Origin of the sequence: Asticcacaulis tiandongensis, assembly GCF_006475605.1 — a bacterium.
Taxonomy (GTDB): domain Bacteria; phylum Pseudomonadota; class Alphaproteobacteria; order Caulobacterales; family Caulobacteraceae; genus Asticcacaulis; species Asticcacaulis tiandongensis.
Genome location: NZ_SSBC01000010.1, coordinates 1,265,062 through 1,282,933 on the forward strand (window position 1 = coordinate 1,265,062; position 17,872 = coordinate 1,282,933).

The 17,872-nt window shown below is 56.6% G+C and carries 19 protein-coding genes and 1 other RNA gene; 2 read left to right on the forward strand and 18 right to left on the reverse strand.

Annotation, left to right across the window (positions count from 1 at the left end; translation table 11 throughout):
* From mraY to E5201_RS10250, 7 genes are read right to left on the reverse strand one after another with little or no spacing between them, the layout of a single operon-like run.
* Window positions 1-1,113, reverse strand: coding sequence for a phospho-N-acetylmuramoyl-pentapeptide-transferase (gene mraY, locus E5201_RS10220; protein WP_140985915.1), 1,113 nt, complete (start codon window positions 1,111-1,113; stop codon window positions 1-3).
* 27 nt (window positions 1,114-1,140) lie between these two features.
* On the reverse strand, window positions 1,141-2,541 hold the full coding sequence (locus E5201_RS10225; protein WP_140985916.1) for a UDP-N-acetylmuramoyl-tripeptide--D-alanyl-D-alanine ligase: 1,401 nt from the start codon (window positions 2,539-2,541) through the stop codon (window positions 1,141-1,143).
* Window positions 2,542-2,551: 10 nt separating this feature from the next.
* The gene (locus E5201_RS10230; protein ID WP_140985917.1) at window positions 2,552-4,018 is read right to left on the reverse strand and encodes a UDP-N-acetylmuramoyl-L-alanyl-D-glutamate--2,6-diaminopimelate ligase; all 1,467 of its coding nucleotides are present in this window, start codon (window positions 4,016-4,018) and stop codon (window positions 2,552-2,554) included.
* Between the two features lie 11 nt (window positions 4,019-4,029).
* Window positions 4,030-5,844 (reverse strand): peptidoglycan D,D-transpeptidase FtsI family protein, encoded by a 1,815-nt coding sequence (locus E5201_RS10235; RefSeq protein ID WP_140985918.1) that lies wholly within the window; start codon window positions 5,842-5,844, stop codon window positions 4,030-4,032.
* A complete protein-coding gene (ftsL, locus tag E5201_RS10240; protein ID WP_140985919.1) occupies window positions 5,841-6,287 on the reverse strand; it encodes a cell division protein FtsL in 447 nt (148 codons plus the stop codon). The genes E5201_RS10235 and ftsL overlap by 4 nt, the downstream gene beginning before the upstream one ends.
* Window positions 6,284-7,258 carry a 16S rRNA (cytosine(1402)-N(4))-methyltransferase RsmH gene (gene rsmH / locus E5201_RS10245; RefSeq protein WP_140985920.1) on the reverse strand — a complete coding sequence of 325 codons (975 nt, stop codon included), beginning with the start codon at window positions 7,256-7,258 and terminating at the stop codon, window positions 6,284-6,286. Before rsmH ends, ftsL begins: the two co-directional genes overlap by 4 nt.
* A 4-nt stretch (window positions 7,259-7,262) precedes the next feature.
* Complete coding sequence (locus E5201_RS10250; RefSeq protein ID WP_140985921.1) at window positions 7,263-7,715, reverse strand: division/cell wall cluster transcriptional repressor MraZ; 453 nt, start codon at window positions 7,713-7,715, stop codon at window positions 7,263-7,265.
* A 297-nt stretch (window positions 7,716-8,012) separates the two neighbouring features.
* Here E5201_RS10250 and E5201_RS10255 point away from each other — a divergent pair, with 297 nt between their 5' ends.
* Window positions 8,013-8,309: a putative quinol monooxygenase gene (locus tag E5201_RS10255; RefSeq protein ID WP_140985922.1), complete on the forward strand. Its 297-nt coding sequence runs from the start codon at window positions 8,013-8,015 to the stop codon at window positions 8,307-8,309.
* Between the two features lie 3 nt (window positions 8,310-8,312).
* Here the strand turns inward: E5201_RS10255 and rnpB are convergent.
* The 10 genes from rnpB to E5201_RS10305 form a co-directional block, all read right to left on the reverse strand.
* Window positions 8,313-8,691, reverse strand: an RNA gene (rnpB, locus tag E5201_RS10260) — RNase P RNA component class A.
* A 34-nt stretch (window positions 8,692-8,725) separates the two neighbouring features.
* On the reverse strand, window positions 8,726-9,097 hold the full coding sequence (locus tag E5201_RS10265; protein ID WP_219993589.1) for a DUF423 domain-containing protein: 372 nt from the start codon (window positions 9,095-9,097) through the stop codon (window positions 8,726-8,728).
* A 26-nt stretch (window positions 9,098-9,123) separates the two neighbouring features.
* A complete protein-coding gene (locus tag E5201_RS10270) occupies window positions 9,124-9,909 on the reverse strand; it encodes a peptidoglycan recognition protein family protein (protein WP_140985924.1) in 786 nt (261 codons plus the stop codon).
* A 45-nt stretch (window positions 9,910-9,954) separates the two neighbouring features.
* Window positions 9,955-10,278 (reverse strand): hypothetical protein, encoded by a 324-nt coding sequence (locus tag E5201_RS10275; protein ID WP_140985925.1) that lies wholly within the window; start codon window positions 10,276-10,278, stop codon window positions 9,955-9,957.
* A gap of 168 nt (window positions 10,279-10,446) precedes the next feature.
* Window positions 10,447-11,121, reverse strand: coding sequence for a TerB family tellurite resistance protein (locus E5201_RS10280; RefSeq protein ID WP_140985926.1), 675 nt, complete (start codon window positions 11,119-11,121; stop codon window positions 10,447-10,449).
* 78 nt (window positions 11,122-11,199) lie between these two features.
* Window positions 11,200-12,048 carry a 3-deoxy-8-phosphooctulonate synthase gene (kdsA, locus tag E5201_RS10285; RefSeq protein WP_140985927.1) on the reverse strand — a complete coding sequence of 283 codons (849 nt, stop codon included), beginning with the start codon at window positions 12,046-12,048 and terminating at the stop codon, window positions 11,200-11,202.
* On the reverse strand, window positions 12,048-12,827 hold the full coding sequence (kdsB, locus tag E5201_RS10290) for a 3-deoxy-manno-octulosonate cytidylyltransferase (protein WP_140985928.1): 780 nt from the start codon (window positions 12,825-12,827) through the stop codon (window positions 12,048-12,050). Before kdsB ends, kdsA begins: the two co-directional genes overlap by 1 nt.
* 93 nt (window positions 12,828-12,920) lie before the next feature.
* Window positions 12,921-13,793 (reverse strand): glycosyltransferase family 2 protein, encoded by an 873-nt coding sequence (locus E5201_RS10295; protein ID WP_140985929.1) that lies wholly within the window; start codon window positions 13,791-13,793, stop codon window positions 12,921-12,923.
* A 19-nt stretch (window positions 13,794-13,812) separates the two neighbouring features.
* The gene (locus tag E5201_RS10300) at window positions 13,813-14,700 is read right to left on the reverse strand and encodes a glycosyltransferase family 2 protein (RefSeq protein ID WP_140985930.1); all 888 of its coding nucleotides are present in this window, start codon (window positions 14,698-14,700) and stop codon (window positions 13,813-13,815) included.
* Between the two features lie 143 nt (window positions 14,701-14,843).
* Window positions 14,844-15,827, reverse strand: coding sequence for a KpsF/GutQ family sugar-phosphate isomerase (locus tag E5201_RS10305; RefSeq protein ID WP_140985931.1), 984 nt, complete (start codon window positions 15,825-15,827; stop codon window positions 14,844-14,846).
* Window positions 15,828-15,897: 70 nt separating this feature from the next.
* Here E5201_RS10305 and E5201_RS10310 point away from each other — a divergent pair, with 70 nt between their 5' ends.
* Window positions 15,898-16,170, forward strand: a complete 273-nt coding sequence (locus tag E5201_RS10310) for an Rdx family protein (RefSeq protein ID WP_140985932.1) — start codon at window positions 15,898-15,900, stop codon at window positions 16,168-16,170.
* Window positions 16,171-16,237: 67 nt separating this feature from the next.
* On the opposite strand, the gene E5201_RS10315 is transcribed toward E5201_RS10310, so the two are convergent.
* On the reverse strand, window positions 16,238-17,824 hold the full coding sequence (locus tag E5201_RS10315; protein WP_246050565.1) for an alpha-N-arabinofuranosidase: 1,587 nt from the start codon (window positions 17,822-17,824) through the stop codon (window positions 16,238-16,240).
* Window positions 17,825-17,872: the final 48 nt, after the last annotated feature.

Consider the following 17,872-nt stretch of genomic DNA (forward strand, 5'->3'; position numbering starts at 1 on the left):
CTAACGTAGTTTCAGCGTTGCCAGACCGATCATGGCCAACATGGCGGCAATAATCCAGAAACGGATGACAATGGTCGATTCCGCCCAGCCCAGCTTTTCAAAATGGTGATGGATTGGGGCCATCAGGAACACGCGCTTGCCGGTCAGCTTGAAATAGCCAATCTGGATCATCACCGACAAGGCCTCGACCACAAACAGGCCGCCAACAATCGCCAGAACGATCTCGTGCTTGGTAGCGACCGCCACAGCCCCCAGACCGCCCCCAAGTGCCAGAGACCCGGTATCGCCCATGAAAATCTTCGCCGGTGGCGCATTGTACCACAAAAAGCCCATGCCCCCGCCAATGATCGCCGCACAGAAAATGGCCACTTCACCCGACCCTGGCACAAAGTGCACATTGAGATAGTTGGCAAACACATAGTTACCGACCGCATAGGCAATGATACCGAACGTCCCCGCCGCAATCATCACCGGCACAATCGCCAGCCCGTCAAGCCCGTCCGTCAGGTTCACGGCATTCGATGCCCCGACAATGACCACGGCCCCGAACACCAGATAGAACAGACCAAAATTCAGCAGCACATTCTTGAAGAACGGGAAGGCGAGCGACGTGCTCAGGTTCGCCGAATTAGGCGATTGCGGCGCCAGAAACACCAGAACCGCGACCGCCACACCGGCAGTAATAAATTGCGCAATCAGCTTCTGTGATCCCGAAAGGCCTGCCGAGGTTTGCTTCGTGACCTTGGCATAGTCATCAATAAAGCCCAGCACGCCAAAGCTCATGGTCACACCCAGAACCACCCAGATGGTCGGGCTGCGCAAATCCGCCCACAGAAGCGTCGCCACCAGAATACCGGCTAGAATCATTAGCCCCCCCATGGTTGGGGTGCCCTTTTTGGTCAGGAGGTGGCTTTCCGGCCCATCAGTGCGGATCGGCTGACCCCGCCCCTGCTTTGACCGCATCCAGCGGATAAAGCGGCTGCCCATGGCGACGGCAACAATATAGGCCGTCACCAGCGCCAGACCGACGCGCACGGTCTGATACTTCAGCAGGTTGATCAGCGGCCAGTTATGTTCCTGTCCTGAAAGTTGATCGTACAACAGATAGAACATCGGCCGCTTAAACCTTGAAAATTGACATTATGAACTGTGCGCCAGAAGCCCCGCCACGATCCGGCTGGCGTGTGATCCGTTGGAGCCTTTGACCAGCACCACGTCACCCGCCTTGAGATCCGCGTTCAGCGGCGCAATCAGGTCTTCAGCCTTATCGGCATACCCCCCTCTGCGGGATTCTGGCAAGGTCTCCCACAAATATTTCATCAGCGGACCGGCCAGATAGACCTTATCGATGTGGTTATCCGCAATAACCGAAGCCAGACCCGCATGCAGACGCGCCTCATCGACCCCAAGCTCCAGCATATCCGTCAGCACGGCAATACGGCGGACGTTTTCTGTCGTTTCCATAGCGCCCAATGCCCGCATGGTCGCGGTCATCGATACCGGATTGGCATTATAGCTTTCGTCAACCAGTCTGACCTTGCCGTCAGCCCTGCTCAGGACGTGAGTCTTGCCGCGCCCGTCCAGCGCCTGAAACGCCTCAAGCGCCAGAAGCGTGATCGTCAGTTCAACCCCTAAGGCTTCACACATCAGCAATACCGCCATGGCATTGACCGCATGGTGTTTACCCGTCGCCGCCAGAGAAAAGGCCACCTCCTGATCGCGGAAACGCGCCCGGATATGGCCGCGCCCGTCCTCAATGCGATGCTCCAGAAGCTGCGCATCCGCCCCGTCCTTTTCCCCGAACGAAGCAATAACCGCCCCCGCTTCGTCGGCGCGCTCACTCAGGTCATCGAACCATTTATCGTCGGCATTCAGAATAGCCAGCCCGTTGAGCTTAAGGCCTTCAAATATTTCCGCCTTGGCCTTCATGACACCGGCTTCGCCATCGTCGAAGTTTTCCGTATGTACCGGCCCGACATTGGTAATGATCACCGCATCGGGTCTGACAAGGTTCGACAGAGGCTCAATCTCACCGGCATGGTTCATGCCGATCTCGATGACCGCCCGCTCGGTTTCGGCGGGCATGCGCGCCAGGGTCAGGGGCACACCAATATGATTATTGAAGCTTTTGACAGGCCCGTGCGCCCGACCGGCCATGGCAATCGCCGCCATGACCATCTGGGTCACGGTGGTCTTGCCGACCGACCCCGTCACCGCGCCACGCTTTTCAGACGGATTACGATCGCGGGCAAAGGCTGCCAGATCATACAGCGCCTGAAACACATCCGGCACCAGAAGGCATGGCCCGCCCGCAACCGGACGTTTGGTCACCGCCAGAACCGCGCCACGCTTAAAGGCATCGGCAACGAAGTCATGACCGTCGCGCTCGCCACTCAGGGCAAAGAAGATATCGCCGGACTTCACCTGACGGCTGTCAAACGTCACATCAGAGGCCGCTAACACCCCGTCGCCCGACAGGCCGGCATAGGTGCCGCCCATGGCGTCCTTCAGTTCGCGTCCTGTCCACAGTGTATTACGCATGCCTGATCCGTTACGGGTTTCCGAGGGCCTCGACCACTACACTGACATCATCAAAAGGCAAGACCTGCGTACCGATTATCTGCCCCTGCTCATGGCCTTTTCCGGCGACCACCAGCACGTCTCCGGCCTGCAAACCGTTAACCGCCTCAAAGATCGCCTGACGCCGGTCGCCTATTTCCATAAGGTTTGACGACTGTGTCCCCGCTAACCCTTTAAGGATTTCCATACGTATCTGCGCCGGTTCCTCCGAGCGCGGATTATCGTCAGTCACAAAGACGCGATCCGCCCACTTTTCGGCAATAGCCCCCATCTGCGGACGCTTGCCACGGTCACGGTCACCGCCACAGCCAAACACGCACACCAGCCGCCCTTTGGTGTGCGGACGCAGCGCCTTCAGCACCGTCTCCAGACCATCCGGCGTATGGGCATAATCGACATAGACCTCTGCCCCATGACGGTTCGCCCCCACCCGTTCAAGACGCCCGCGCGCGCCCTTAAGGTGCTCCAGCGCGCCAACCACCTCATCGACCTTTTCGCCGGTCGCCAGACATAGTCCCACCGCCACCAGTACGTTCGAGGCCTGAAACAGACCGGCCAGCGGCAGCTTCACTTCAAACGACCGCCCCTGAAACGCGAGCGTCAGAATCTGGCCATCGGCCGTCAAACGACGCTCCGTCAGGGTCAGGAACTGACCGCGCTCACCGACGCTGGCGACATTGAGACCCGACAATATGGACGACGCCGCAAAGGCATTAAAACCTTCGGCATCGGCATTCAGCACCGCCGTGCGCCCACGCGGCAGAAGTTGCTCAAACAGGCGCAGCTTAGCCTGCCGGTAAGCTTCCATAGTCTGATGATAATCGAGATGATCCTGCGTCAGATTGGTAAAACCCGCCGCCACCAGTGACACACCATCCAGCCGCCGCTGGTCTATGCCATGCGAAGACGCCTCAACCGCCAGATGGGTTACCCCCTCGCTGGCCAGCCCCGCCAGACGCTCGGCCAGATCACCGGCATCCGGTGTCGTCAGGCCGGGCGCGGTCAGGGCGGTTTCCGTCAGTCCCGATTGGGTAACAACCCCAAGCGTGCCGACACTGGCGCTTTTATGCCCCAGATGCGCATATATCTGGCGGCAAAAGGTCGCCACACTGGTCTTGCCGTTGGTGCCGGTAATGGCGACACAGGTCTTGGGTTGCGCCCCATAGAAGCTTCGCGCCGCCAGCGCATAGGCCCTGCGCACATCATGCACCGTAACGATACGCGACCTGTCTCCTTCAGTATTCTCGGGGGCCAGAACCGCCGCCGCGCCTTGCGACAGGGCCTGCGGGATATAGGCGCGGCCATCCTGCGCCGAACCGGGCAAGGCACAAAACAAAGTGCCGTCGGTCACCTTACGGCTGTCCGCGGTCACACTGGTGACTTCCGGATCGTAATCCAGATCGCGCCTCAGAACATCAGATAAGCGTAGTGCCGTCATGTACTTCCCGCCTATTGCCCGCTATCGGCAACCGCTGTGCCGCTTTGTTCTTCATCCAGAATGACTCTGGCCTTGTCCCAGTCCGCCAGCGAGAACTTGTCGTCTCCCCGCGCCACACCCACAAAAGGCGCAATCCGGTCAATCACCCGTCCGGCCACCGGCGCAGCCACCCAGCCGCCGGTACGCAGACCGTGCGTTTCCTTGGTGCCCTGCGGCGTATCGATCATGATCAGCACCAGATAGCGCTCCTGATCGATCGGGCCGTCAGACGGGAACACCGCCGCAAAGGACGAAATCAGGCTGCGACGGTCATAGCCACCTCTGGCTGGCTTTTCCGCAGAGCCCGTCTTACCACCGACCCGCAACCCCGGCGCATTGGCGCGTGAGCCTGAGCCTTTCAGGACATTAACCCGCATCAGATCAAGCATATGCCGCGTCGTGGACGCCGAGAACACCCGCTCGCCTTTTAACGGCACGGTCGGATCGCGCTTAAGCAGGGTCAGGGGCCGCAGATAACCGCCATTCAGCACCGCGCCTACCGCCTGCGCATAGGACAATGGCGATATGGACATGCCATGGCCGAATGACGTCGAGGCAAGTGTGCCTTCCGACCACTTTTTCGGAATGATCGGCGTGGCGGACTCATAAAGTTCAACATCTGCCGCACGGAAAAGCCCGAGCGTTTCATAATAGCGTGTCATGGTCTCGACACCGACATCCTTGGCCACCAGAGTCGTCCCGATATTCGAGGAGTGCACAAAAACGTCCTCAAGGGTCATGATCTTGTTCTTGGCATGAAAGTCGGAGATGCGGCGACGCCCGATGGCATAGGGGCTGCGGGCATCATAAACGGTCCCAAGCGTCGCCGTACCGGCCTCAAGGCCGATGGCGATCGAGATGACCTTAAAAATAGAGCCGACCTCATAACGCGCGGCAGCGGCACGGTTGAATTTCTGTTCGTTGCTGTACTGACCGGCCTGATTAGGATCATATTCCGGCCAGTTGGCCATGGCGATGATCTCACCGGTCTGGATATTGGTCACCAGCCCCACCGCCCCAAGCGCCTGCTGCTCAACAGCCGCCGCCCGCAGCTCGTTCTCAAGCGCGCCCTGCACCCGCATATCCATAGCCAGTTCAATTTTCTGACCGCGCTTGCCCGCATCGATGATCTGCGTGTTCAGCGACCGTTCAATGCCCGCTACCCCGCCGCCGCCGCGCTCAGTACCCCCGACATAGAAGCTGCCGGTCACCCCCAGCGGATAGCCGCGCACCTTGGCCGGTTCAAAACTGACGCCCGGCAGACCATGACTAAGCAGGACGGCCCGATCAGAGGCCTTGAGCATCCCCATGACAATCGTCGGCCCCTTGCTGTTCATCGCCTTATCAAGCGCCTCACGCGGCATATCAGGCAACAGGGTGATCAGGGCGCGTCTGACCAGCGGCCGATCCTCACCGGTCATTTCGGTCGGATCAACAAACAGGTCATAGTTGAAGACATCGGTCGCCAGCATATAGCCGTTGCGATCCACCAGGTCGGCCCGCGTATTGGCCATGACCGGCAAACCCCCGGTGGCCCCCGTTCCGGCCAGAGCCGACTTCATGGCAAATCCGGCCAGCACCAGATACATCACGCTCAGAGACACCAGAATAAAGAAGATGCGCATACGCACATTGGACATGCGTTCCTGAGAGGCGGCGTTTACGCGCTCAAAGGCGTGCTCGACCTTCCACATGCGATCAGCCACCCACTGAAAGCCCGACTGGGTGGAATCGATGAACGAATGGCCAAAATTTCTTTGACCGAAATGCTTTGGGCCTGGCTTCATGGGTTGGCCTCGGTGATGGTAATAAGAGACGGCGCAGGCGCTGTAGCGACCGGATCAGCAGATGCCTGTGCCGTCGCCTGAGAAGGGGCCACCGGTTTAACCGCCTTATCGGGTGCCGACAGGGCTTTTGAAATTTCCGGCAGATTTTCCAGACGCGCCTCACGCTCAGGCTTGACCGGCGTCATCCCCAGATGCTGGGTCGCCAGCGCCTCGATACGCGCCGGACGCTCAAGATGCGCCACCCTTACCTGAAGCTCCTTGATGGCAGCTTCTTCAACGGCAATCTGCGCATTGAGCGTGTTCAGGCGGCGCACGGATTCCCCTTCGCGCACCTTGGAAAAGCCCACCCACATCATCATGCCAACGGCCAGCACCACACCGACCAGTTCCACCAGACGGATCCCGCGCACACGACGGTTGAACAGACCAGAGACACCTCTCATCGGGCACCCTTTCTGCGGCTGTTGGCTTCAGGCTTTACAAACACCGGATTTTCAGTGCGCTTACCGGCCCTGAGACGCGCCGAACGGGCGCGCGGATTGGCAGCGGTTTCGGCCTCAGACGGCCCGACGGCCTTAAAGGGTGCATAGGTTGGCGGCGGCCCGGCCTCAATCTGCGGCGCATAACGCGACCCCGAAGGCAGCTTGCCGCCGCGCTCAGCAAAGAAACTCTTGACCAGACGGTCCTCAAGCGAATGGAAGGTCACCACCGCCAGCACACCCTCAGGCTTCAGCAGATGCTCCGACGAATCCAGCACCTGCTCAAGCTCGCCCAGTTCATCATTGACGGCGATACGCAGGCCTTGAAACGTCTTTGTGGCCGGATGCGTTTTGTCACCGCGCCGCCCCCCGACGGCCTTTTCAACCACCGCCGCCAGATCAAGCGTGCGCTCAAACGGCGCTTCCTGACGACGACGCACAATAGCCGCGGCAATGGCGCGTGAGCGATGCTCCTCGCCATAGAGCCAGATGACATGGGCAATATCAGCTTCATCCCAGTCATTGACGATATCAGCGGCGCTCAGGCCCTCCACCGACATGCGCATATCCAGCGGCCCGTCACGCATGAACGAGAAGCCGCGATCGGCCTCATCCAGCTGCATGGACGACACACCGATATCAAGCGCAATGCCATCGACCTGCGCCACCCCAAGATCGGCCAGCCCCTCACGCATTTCGGAAAACGGGCGACCTACGAAACGGAACCGCTCAGGGAAATCCGCCCGCACCGCCTCAACAAACGGCAGAACCCGCGCATCACGATCAAAGGAAATAACCTCCGCCCCACCCTCAAGCAGAGCGCGCGTATAGCCACCGGCCCCGAAGGTGCCATCGACAATCAATTGCCCGTTAAGGTTACCAAACGCGGTTAACACCTCAGGCAGCAGGACGGAAATGTGCGGGGATGCACTCATGCTCCTAAATCCCCAATTCGGCAAACAAGGCCGCGTTTTCGGCCTCTTTGATCGCCACATCCGCAGCATAGGCTTCAGGCGACCAGATCTGGAACCGGTCACTTAAGCCCAGCAACACCACCCCGTCACGAATGCCATAGGCGTCACAAACCGATTCGGGCAGGGTAATGCGACCCGCCGGATCAAAATTCAACCGCACCATGCCGCCATAGATGTGCTGCTCAAGCAGACGACGCTTGGGCGAGGCAAAGGGCTCCGCCTCAATCAGACGCCTGTAGCGGTCAAAAAACTGAGGCCCGCCACATTCGAGGCAGGCCAGACTTTTCAAAGCAAAACAGTAAACACCTGAAAAGGCTTCAATATCTGAAAAGGGCTGTTGGGCGGCCGCACGGAACTCCTGCGGGACTAACAGTCTCCGCTTGGCATCAAGCTGCTTCTCGTGGGTTGAGAGAAACACCTCTGAACCTTCAGGCCAAGTTTGCCCGCTCCCTTTTCCTCATGCGCCAGCCACCCCGACGCGCTTCATATGGATGGCGTCAGAATTAACATGGGAAAAATTGGGATGCAATGACTCTGAATGACTCTTTTACCCAATTTTAATAGAAAAAGGGCAAGCGGATCAAATAATTGAAACAAAAGAAGAACAAATCATAGTTATCCTCACACTTACCCCCAAAGGCTGAACGGGAACTTAAGACTGTTGACAATTTCTGACCGCCAATGTCCCGATAAAGGCTTCAGGAGGAAAACCAGAATGTACGGATTAATCGGCAGTTTTCATGCGCACGCAGGGCAACGCGACGCCCTTATCGACCTCATGTCTGAGGGTATCCGCAATATGCCCGGATGCCTTAGCTACATAATCGCCAAAGACGTCAACGACGACCGCAAGATATGGGTCACTGAGGTGTGGGACAACAAAGACAGCCATGCCGCGTCCCTCAAACTGCCCGCCGTAACCGCGACCATCACCAAGGCCATGCCGCTTATTGCCGGTTTTGGCGAACAGATCATCACCGCACCGGTGTCAGGTCAAAATCTGGCGGAATAAGAATGGATCAGATGGTCTGTAAGCCGGGTTCTGTTCAGGGATTGCTCCCCTTGGCGATCATTCCTCTTGGCCGTTCATTGCTGGACGGCTCACGCGACCTACCCGAACGGTCTGGGGCGGTAATGCCCTGTCAGGGTGAACCCTGACGCGCCGTTCCTATTTGGTCTTGCTTCCGGTGAGGCTTGCCGTGCCATTTCCGTTACCGGAAACGCGGTGCGCTCTTACCGCACCCTTTCACCCTTACCCTGTAAACAGGGCGGTCTGCTCTCTGTGGCGCTATCTCTGGGGTCGCCCCCGGCGGGCATTACCCGCCACCGTATTACCGTGAAGCCCGGACTTTCCTCAGACAGGAAAACCTGCCCGCGACCGCCCGACCATCTGATCCAGGGTTTCTGTGCGGGTTTGCGGAATAAAAATCAAGCTCTGGTTTTGAGCCTGAGCGCCGCACCGATCGCCACGCCTAACCAGCCAAGCATGGTCAGGGTGCCCCCCGTCGGGGCGAGATTAGGCAAAAGCCCCTCGCCGCGCGTCGCCCGTGACACCAGATCAGCAGCAAATACGCCACTGCCGACCAGCAAAAGCAAAAGCGTATTCAGCTTGAAACGCGGCCCCAGTATCGCCGTACCAATAAGCCCAATCGCCGCCGCCGCATGAAACAGCAGGAACATACCCGCCGTCGTCAACCGGCTGTCGGCATGGGCACCGGCTGCCAAAAGCATCACCCCCGCAAAGCCCCAAAGGCCCGCGATAATAAGCAAAACAACATCGGATCTATTAGTGCTGGTCACAGGCATTCCTTATTTGCGATTAATTCTCACCCAGCCTCTAACATAAGTGTGACCATGCGCAACAGGGCCATAAGCCGCACCCGCGTCAGGGCATCCGCACATCCGTCAATCCGGCTTTGCACCCAGTGACGCTGAAAAGCGGTCACTATGGCCTTGGTTTGCGCATCATATGGCCCGCCGGGCAATATGTCATAGCCCAGTTTCCCCAAGGCCGCCTGAAGGGCAAACACCCCCGGCCCGACATCGCCTACATCAAGCGGCGGCCCCATCACCCCCTCGGGCGGCAAGTCAGGCTCGACCCAGATACCGTGTCCCTGCGCCACCAGCCTGTCCCACGGGAATCTTTCACCGGGGTCCTGCTTGCGCTCAGGCGCGACATCGGAATGGCCGAGGATACGATAATCGGGAATATCCCAGCGCTCACGAATGCCATCGAGCAACCCGATCACCGCATCAATCTGAACATCCGGAAAGGCACGATAACCAAATTCATGTCCTGGATTGACGATCTCAATGCCTATCGCCACGCCATTGATATCGCGCTCGCCTTTCCAGTGCGACACGCCTGCATGCCAGGCACGCCGTTCTTCAGGCACAAGACTATAGATAGTCCCGTCCTCATCAACGACATAATGGGCCGACACCTGCGCCGCTGCATCGCACAAACGCGCCAGTGCCGCCTCAGCCGTCTCCATGCCGGTGTAGTGCAACACCACCATATCCGGCGGGCCTTTGCGTTCATTGAAATTCGGCGATGGACGGGAAATGAAGGCCACAAGAGTATCCGTAAAAATAAAAAGCCCCCGCTTCATAGCAGGGGCTTCGAAACTGTCAAAGACGCAACAGGGAGGGTAGAATCAATAGACTTCCCACGTCGAGCCGTTTTTACGCGCCTCAAGCACGCCGTCGTCTTTTTTGGCCTGCGGACGGCGGATGAAGACCTTGACCGGCTTGCGCGTAATAAGCGCCGTCAGCGCCATAAGCGCCGCCCCGACAAGGCCGACAATTGCCACAATACCGGCGAAGATCACTGTAACGGCCACTGCCGCCAGCGATAAGAATCCGATGCCGGTCATCAGCACGATGTGTTTTAGTCTGGCCATATTATTCTCCCGTCTGACGTGCGCCCACGGATGCGGCTCACGCTGAAACCGGCCGAAAAACGATTTGTACTCACTCATGGTCATTACCTCAACACATGCGTTCAGCCGTTGCAGGGTTCACTGATCCGGGCTCACTGATACGTCATGTTCACCATACCAGATTGGCACGAATAAGGCGCACGTCAACCACCTGCGCCTCAGGAGAGGTAACTTTTTTATGATTGCCGGGGTTTTTGACAGAACCGCTCAGGCCATCCGTTCACGGCGTATCTGCTCATAGGCGCGATTAATCAAAGCCGCCTTCTGAGTATAGATGGCCTCATACTCCCTTGGCAAACCCCTTGCCGCCACACGATCAGGGTGAAAATCATTCAGCTGCTTATTACGCGCCAGACGGATGTCCTTCTCCTCCGCATCGGGCGCCAGCCCCAGAATATGGTAAGGGTCCTCGGCATCCGGCGCGGCATAACCCGCCCGGATGCGACGATAGGTCGCTTTCGGCAGTTCAAACAGTTCCGCCACAGTTTCCAGATAGGTCTCCTCGGCATCACTCAGGCCGCCATCGGACACCGCTATGTGAAACAGGCCCTCCAGCACGTCCTCAAGCACCTGCGGGCACTCCGCATACCGCCGCGCCAGTCGTCGGGCATAGGACTCAAACCCAAGGCTTGTCTGCCGCGCCAGATCATAAAGCCTCAGCACATTGTCATAGGCCCCGTTTTCCGGCTGAAAGACCTCAAGAAACGCCTGCTGCTCGGCCTCTTCCGCCAGACCATCGGCCATGGCCAGCTTCGCCCCGAGCGCCGTCACCGCTGTGGCAAACGCCGGATCGCGTCCCGGCGGCCCCTTGGGGCAGGCCGGATTCTCCGCAGAATCAAATGAACGCGCGGCTATTTGCGCAAGATTTTTCCAGAAAGACATACCGCAACGACATGAGGGGCTTAACTTAAATTCCGGCCTGATTATACCAGAGGCGATCGCCGCCGAAAGCTAAATCGGTTAGCCCACCTTACCCTTAGCCAAGTCATCGAATTTGCGCAGCGTTCCGATCAGATCAGACATGTTCTGAATAGGGATCATGTTCGGCCCATCAGACGGCGCATTATCAGGGTCTTCATGGGTTTCGATAAATACCGCTGACACCCCGACCGCCAGAGCCGCCCGCGCCAGTACCGGCGCAAACTCACGCTGGCCACCGCTGGTCGTACCCTGCCCGCCTGGTTGCTGTACCGAGTGGGTGGCGTCAAACATCACCGGATAACCGGTCTGGGCCATGATCGGCAGACCACGGAAATCACTGACCAGCGTATTGTAGCCAAAGCTCGTGCCACGATCACACAGGATGATCCGCTCATTGCCTGTCGAAGCAATCTTCTTGGCGACATTGGCCATATCCCAGGGGGCCAGGAACTGGCCCTTCTTAACGTTGATGGCACGACCCGTATTACCCGCCGCCAGCAGAAGATCGGTCTGACGGCAGAGGAAGGCCGGAATCTGGATGACATCAACGACATCCTTGACCTGCTCACAATGCGAAGATTCATGCACATCCGTCAGCACCGGCACGCCAAAGGCATCTTTCACGGCCTGAAGGATACCTAAGCCCTCCTCCATGCCTATACCGCGCGCCGTGCCGATCGAAGACCGGTTCGCCTTATCATAAGACGACTTATAGATGAACTTTGTGCCGGTCGGTTCACAGGCCATGGCGATCTTCTCGGCCATAAACAGCGCGTGGTCACGGCTTTCAATCTGACATGGCCCGGCAATCAGCACAAACGGCTCATCGCCCCCAATGGCAATATCACCGATGTTAAACACCTTGGTTTTAACGTGCAGAGCATTCATCAGATCACACTTTCGATACGGGCGACATCGACCGGATTGTTCAGTTCCCAGAAGACATGGCCACGGCCATCGACTTCAACACAACGAATAGGGGCGCCATTTTCAAGGAAACGCAGTTGCTCAAGACCTTCAAAGCTCTCAAGCGGCCCCGGTTCCCATCCCATATAGGCATCAAGCGCCGCTTTACGATAGGCATAGACCCCGACATGATGGAAAACGGGGATCGCATCACCGTCTTCAAAGGTCTTACCGGTATAGGGGATAACCTCTTTCGAGAAATAAAGCCCGTTACGGTTCTTATCGAACACCGCCGTGGTGCCGCCGACACGACCAGCCTGACGGTCTTCAACAAAATGGGCATGGGTCTGGGCATCACAACGCAGCACCGGCGTCGCCATCCCTACGGACGGATCGGCTTTCATCTCATTGATCAAAGCCTCAACGAACCATACCGGCGTCAAGGGCGCATCGCCCTGAAGATTGACATAGATATCCGCCGGCTCAAGCTTGGTGATGGCCTCAGCCACGCGCTCAGTGCCATTGCGACAGGATTCAGATGTCATCACCACCTTGGCCCCAAACGCTTCGGCGGCGTCTTTGATGCGGTCATCATCGGTGGCGACATAAACCTCATCGACACCGGCCACACCCTTGGCAGCCTCCCACGACCGCTGAATGAGCGATTTCGATACGCCGGTCTTGTCTTTCAACATAACCAGCGGCTTACCGGGATATCGGCTTGAGGCGTAACGGGCGGGAATAATAATGATGGTGCGCATCGGGATTCAATAAAGCGCATCCTGCATGGTGTGAAGTGATTTTCTGCAGGCACGAAAAATTCACGGTCACCCGTAAACCTTGGCTGACACGTCTTATATCCTGCCGGAACGCACAGCAGAAATCCCGTGTCTATAGCCTTCAATTCTTCCCATTAATACATGATAGTAATATTTCGCTCTGGGCAAATTTAATTTCATAGTAAAAATCAGCACCCCACCTAAGGCCCTTAAGACATAGTTCATAGCAAACCCTATGGGAAAATTATGTATTCCCATCACATAGCCCATGCCACGTGCATATCCACGCGCCTTCTGAAGCATTTTTTCATCCGGCCTGTAGATGTTCAGTTCTTCGTGGTGGGCGTAAATATTGGGATCATAATAGGCTGTGAAACCGTTTTTCAGAGCCCTCAATACTATGTCCTGGCCTTCATTAGCCTGCCATATTGTACTGGCACCGATGCCAATAGCTTCATCATACCTCAGGCCTGACTCAAACACTTCTTTTTTAAAAAAAGTCACCCATTCAATCTGCGTGGTAAATACGTTATGACGACTAACGGCCTGAGCAACAGTCTCATACCGGCCATTTATAGATCGCAGCGCCTTATCAACGGCACGTCCGCATAATATATCCGCATTCTCCTCTTTTATTTTCAGGAAAACTTTCTGAAGCAGGTCATCCGGATAGATGCAATCATCATCCGGAAAACACAGTATATCCCCATCCGCCTGATTGATGCCTGCATTTCTGCCACGGCTTAAGCCACGCATCTCAGGACAGTGCAGATATTTCAGACTATAGCTGACTGCAGACGAGTCTATAAATTTCAAAATATCATTATCTGCGTTCTGATCTACTATTATCAGCTCAAAGCTGGGATAGTCTTGCGTCTTCAGACTATCAATGAAATCAAAAACTTCTTTTTTCCTCCCCAGAGTAGACATTATAAGTGAGAATTTCATTCGGCGCTTCCCGGCAGCATTACATTTCAAGTATTTTTTTAGTATTCAGTTGACCTGAACCCCAGTCTATTAAGGCCATTATATTACCCGTTAGCCGCCCCCTTCGGTCTACCCATGGTTCAGGTGCAATACTTTTCAGCGTATTTGCGAACAGATTTCTGAAGTTCCCGTACCACATCTGCCACCAGGAAATACTACCCTTGCGCTTAATATATATACGATTGGCGATCTGCGAGTAGCCCAGACGCTTACCGGGACTACGGCCGGATGCCTTATTGCCCAAATGGACCCCCCTCATTTGGGTCGCCTTGACCACCTCACCATGATAAGCCATTTGTCTTGAAAAATCAACGTCTTCCAACCATGCATAAAGCGGCAGCATTTCATCAAAAACAAGTCTGTTTTCACGTACAGGCCCCATACGAACGGCCATATTGCAGCCATAACCGTTGAATACCGGCCACACCTCATCCCCGTTGTTCGCGCCAAAGCCCTCAAGCAACTGCCGCCCTTGTTCAAAATCGAGTCCAGGTCCGCTAATGCCGTCAGCCAGCACATCGCCCGTAGCGACAACCACATCGTGGCGCAGGCTGAACAACCGCTCCACCGCCTCCAGAAAATCTGCCGCAGGCAAAAAATCGTCATCAAAGAAGACCACCACATCCGCCTGGGTAACGTCCATGATAGCGTTGCGTTGATGTGACGAGCCTACAGGGCCGTTGACAATGCGCAGATTGGGCACACAGGCGCTAAGGGTCTGTGAATCAACATCTTCAGGTCTGGCGGGGCAGATAAGGAACTCATCCGGCAGACGAGTTTGACGGGCCATATATCTTACGGTGTCAGACAAAAGGTTTCTGCGGCCCGCCGTAGCAATACCAATGGCAATCCTCAGCCTTTGCGACATATGGTTTCTCTCAAAATATGCGTGTTAGTCCGGGAACGCCACAGAACCAGCATATGCCCTCCCTCTTCAGACTGTCACAGCAAGTTTCGGGCCAGACCTTGGTAAAACGCATCCCCGTTGAGATAGCCTTCAAATCAAAGGCTTTATACCAGACCCGCTCTGAGGCAATCATGTATATGCAACAGGCCTACCGGCTTTTTGTCGGCATCAACCACAAACACCGTGGTGATCTTCTTGTCGTTCATCAGGCCCAGCGCTTCGACGGCCAGCATCTCAGGGGCGACGGTGCGCGGATGGCGTGAGGCCACTTCACCGGCGGTCTTTTCCAAAAGCCCCTCCAGATTACGCCGCAGATCGCCATCGGTAATGACCCCGATCAGTTGCCCCTCTGCATCCACCAGACCGGCCACACCAAAGGCTTTTGAGGTTATGGTCAGGATGACATCGCTCATCGGCGCGGCTTCACTGACCAGCGGCAAAGCCTCTGCGCCATGCATCAATGCAGCCACTTTCAGAAGCTGCGCCCCCAGCTTGCCGCCGGGGTGGAACACACGAAACTGTTCCTTGCTGAAATCACGGCGCTCCATGACGGCCACGGCCAGCGCATCCCCCAGCGCCAGCGTCGCCGTCGTTGAGGTCGTCGGTGCCATGCCAATGGCGCAGGCTTCCGGCGCATCGGGCAGCACAAGCGCCACATCGGCGGTTTTCAGCAGCGTACTTTGCGGGCGACCGGCGACGCCGATCAGCGGAATGGAAAAACGACGTGTATGCGCCACTATGTCCGACAGCTCTGCCGTCTCGCCAGAATTGGACAAGACCAGACAGGTATCGTCCGGCGTAATCATCCCTAAATCGCCATGACTGGCCTCTGCCGGATGGACAAAATAGGCGGGTGTCCCCGTTGAGGCCAGAGTTGCGGCAATTTTGCGCGCAATATGGCCGGATTTACCCATTCCGGACAATATAACCCGCCCACGGGTCTGATAGATCAGATCGACCGCCGCTACGAACTTATCCCCCAGCGTATCGGCCATGAGCCGGAGTGCATCCGCTTCGATCCGCAGCACCTCGGCACCGGTTTTGAGAATGCGGGCCGTCGTATCGGCATCAGGGGCTTGCGAAGTCATAGGGCTTCTCTCTTAATCAGCAAACAGGCCTGTTATATAGTCTGCACCGCCGCTCTCTGAAAGGACAAACATGACCCCGCGCATCTCGATTCTGTACTGCACCCAATGCAACTGGCTTTTGCGGTCAGGCTGGATGGCGCAGGAACTCCTGTCCACCTTCGGTCAGGACCTGGACGAAGTGGCCCTCATCCCGTCAACCGGCGGGCGGTTCGAAATCCACGTCAATGACCAGCTGATCTGGGAACGCCAAAGGGACGGCGGCTTTCCCGATGTAAAAATCCTCAAACAACGGGTACGCGACCTGATCGAGCCGGAACGTGATCTCGGTCACATTGATCGGTAGATGCACTCAAAAAAAAACGCCGGCCCCCTAAGGAACCGGCGCTGTTCAGGATTGGCAAAAAATACGCTTACTTAAGCTGTACCACCGTCACCGATTTCGGGGCCAGCTTCAGCACCAGACCGCTATTACCGCCTCTGGCCTCATAAGGCTTAGGCGCCACAACCGAACCGTTTTCAAAGGTGTTGTGTGCATCGATCTTATCAGCCGTCAGAACACGACCGTTGGCTGATTTGGCAGTAAAGCCCAGCGCCTTGGTGTTCACTTCCAGCGGACGGTTCGGATCAAGATTGACCAGAGCCAGCCAGATGGTGCCATCGGCACCCTTGGCCGCCGAAATATCGAGCGCAGGCAGCGTGATGTCGCCATGGGTATATTTCGGAGCCTCATAGCTTACCGGAATATGGGTCGCGCCACGGAAAGGCTTATAGAGATCAAACGCATGATAGGTCGGCGTCAGGATCATCTTTTCATTGTCAGTCAGAATAACAGCCTGAAGCACATTCACCGTCTGCGCCAGATTGGCCATCTTCACGCGGTCGGTATATTTGTGGAAGATGTTGAAATGCAACGCCGCCACCAGTGCGTCACGCAGGGTATTTTGCTGATACAGGAAGCCCGGACGGGTCTCGTCATCGGTCTTATACCAGGTGCCCCATTCATCGACATAGAGCGCGACCTTCTTCTCAGGGTCGTACTTGTCCATGATCGCCGAATGCTTCTGCACCAGTTCTTCCATGTGCAGCGCTTCCTTAAGGATCACGGCCCAACCGGCTTCGTCAAAGCCCATGGAGGGACGTGACGGCGGCCAGTTCAGGCCCGCACTGGTGTAATAGTGCAGCGACAAGGCATGGACATTGTGGTTGCGGTTTTTCATGGACACTTCAGTCCAGTTATAATCGGCGACATTGGCCCCTGACATGACCTTGATCATACGGGTTTCAGGGGTCTTCTGATCAGGATTATAGTTGTCAGCAAAGGTCGCAAACTGCTTGAACAGATCAGCCGAATGCTCCGGAGTCATGTCGCCGCCACAGCCCCAGGTCTCATTGCCGATGCCGATATAGTCAACAACCCACGGCTTTTCACGGCCATTCTCACGGCGCAATTTGGCATATTGCGAGTTATCGACCGCCGTCAGATATTCAAGCCATTGCGACATTTCACGCGGAGAACCGGAACCGACATTGGCCGCAATATAGGTCTTGGCACCAATCTGGTCAGCAAAATCAAAGAACTCATGCGTGCCGAAGTGATTGGACTCTTCGACGCCGCCCCAGATCGTGTTGATCGTTACCGGACGCTGGTCGCGCGGGCCAATGCCGTCTTTCCAGTTATAACGGTCAGCAAAGCACCCGCCGGGCCAGCGGATGACCGGCACCCCAAGGTCTTTCAGCGCCTTGGTAACATCATTACGAATGCCGCGCGTATTCGGGATAGGGCTGTCTTCGCCAACCCAAACACCTTCATAGATCATGCGGCCCAGATGTTCGGCAAAATGGCCATAGATTTCCGGCGGAATGACATTGGTAGCTTTGGACGCATCAATGGTCACTTCGGTTTTCACCGCCGCACCCTGTGCCTGCGCCTGTGCCGCAACCATAACCGTTGCGGCCATCGCCACACCGGTCATAAGCGTTTTCAGTCCCGATAACATGTCCTTCAATTCCTCTTTCACACTATTAAAATAAATCAGTCAGATACG

Excerpts from the sequence above, each read along its gene's own strand:
- E5201_RS10270 (WP_140985924.1), bottom strand. The coding sequence starts at position 9,909 with ATGAAGCGGGGGCTTTTTATTTTTACGGATACTCTTGTGGCCTTCATT.
- E5201_RS10315 (WP_246050565.1), bottom strand. The coding sequence starts at position 17,824 with ATGTTATCGGGACTGAAAACGCTTATGACCGGTGTGGCGATGGCCGCA.
- kdsB (WP_140985928.1), bottom strand. The coding sequence starts at position 12,827 with ATGCGCACCATCATTATTATTCCCGCCCGTTACGCCTCAAGCCGATAT.
- rsmH (WP_140985920.1), bottom strand. The coding sequence starts at position 7,258 with ATGAGTGCATCCCCGCACATTTCCGTCCTGCTGCCTGAGGTGTTAACC.
- E5201_RS10235 (WP_140985918.1), bottom strand. The coding sequence starts at position 5,844 with ATGAAGCCAGGCCCAAAGCATTTCGGTCAAAGAAATTTTGGCCATTCG.
- mraY (WP_140985915.1), bottom strand. The coding sequence starts at position 1,113 with ATGTTCTATCTGTTGTACGATCAACTTTCAGGACAGGAACATAACTGG.
- E5201_RS10255 (WP_140985922.1), top strand. The coding sequence starts at position 8,013 with ATGTACGGATTAATCGGCAGTTTTCATGCGCACGCAGGGCAACGCGAC.
- kdsA (WP_140985927.1), bottom strand. The coding sequence starts at position 12,048 with ATGAATGCTCTGCACGTTAAAACCAAGGTGTTTAACATCGGTGATATT.
- E5201_RS10280 (WP_140985926.1), bottom strand. The coding sequence starts at position 11,121 with ATGTCTTTCTGGAAAAATCTTGCGCAAATAGCCGCGCGTTCATTTGAT.
- ftsL (WP_140985919.1), bottom strand. The coding sequence starts at position 6,287 with ATGAGAGGTGTCTCTGGTCTGTTCAACCGTCGTGTGCGCGGGATCCGT.
- E5201_RS10225 (WP_140985916.1), bottom strand. The coding sequence starts at position 2,541 with ATGCGTAATACACTGTGGACAGGACGCGAACTGAAGGACGCCATGGGC.
- E5201_RS10305 (WP_140985931.1), bottom strand. The coding sequence starts at position 15,827 with ATGACTTCGCAAGCCCCTGATGCCGATACGACGGCCCGCATTCTCAAA.
- E5201_RS10295 (WP_140985929.1), bottom strand. The coding sequence starts at position 13,793 with ATGAAATTCTCACTTATAATGTCTACTCTGGGGAGGAAAAAAGAAGTT.
- E5201_RS10300 (WP_140985930.1), bottom strand. The coding sequence starts at position 14,700 with ATGTCGCAAAGGCTGAGGATTGCCATTGGTATTGCTACGGCGGGCCGC.
- E5201_RS10310 (WP_140985932.1), top strand. The coding sequence starts at position 15,898 with ATGACCCCGCGCATCTCGATTCTGTACTGCACCCAATGCAACTGGCTT.
- E5201_RS10275 (WP_140985925.1), bottom strand. The coding sequence starts at position 10,278 with ATGAGTGAGTACAAATCGTTTTTCGGCCGGTTTCAGCGTGAGCCGCAT.
- E5201_RS10230 (WP_140985917.1), bottom strand. The coding sequence starts at position 4,018 with ATGACGGCACTACGCTTATCTGATGTTCTGAGGCGCGATCTGGATTAC.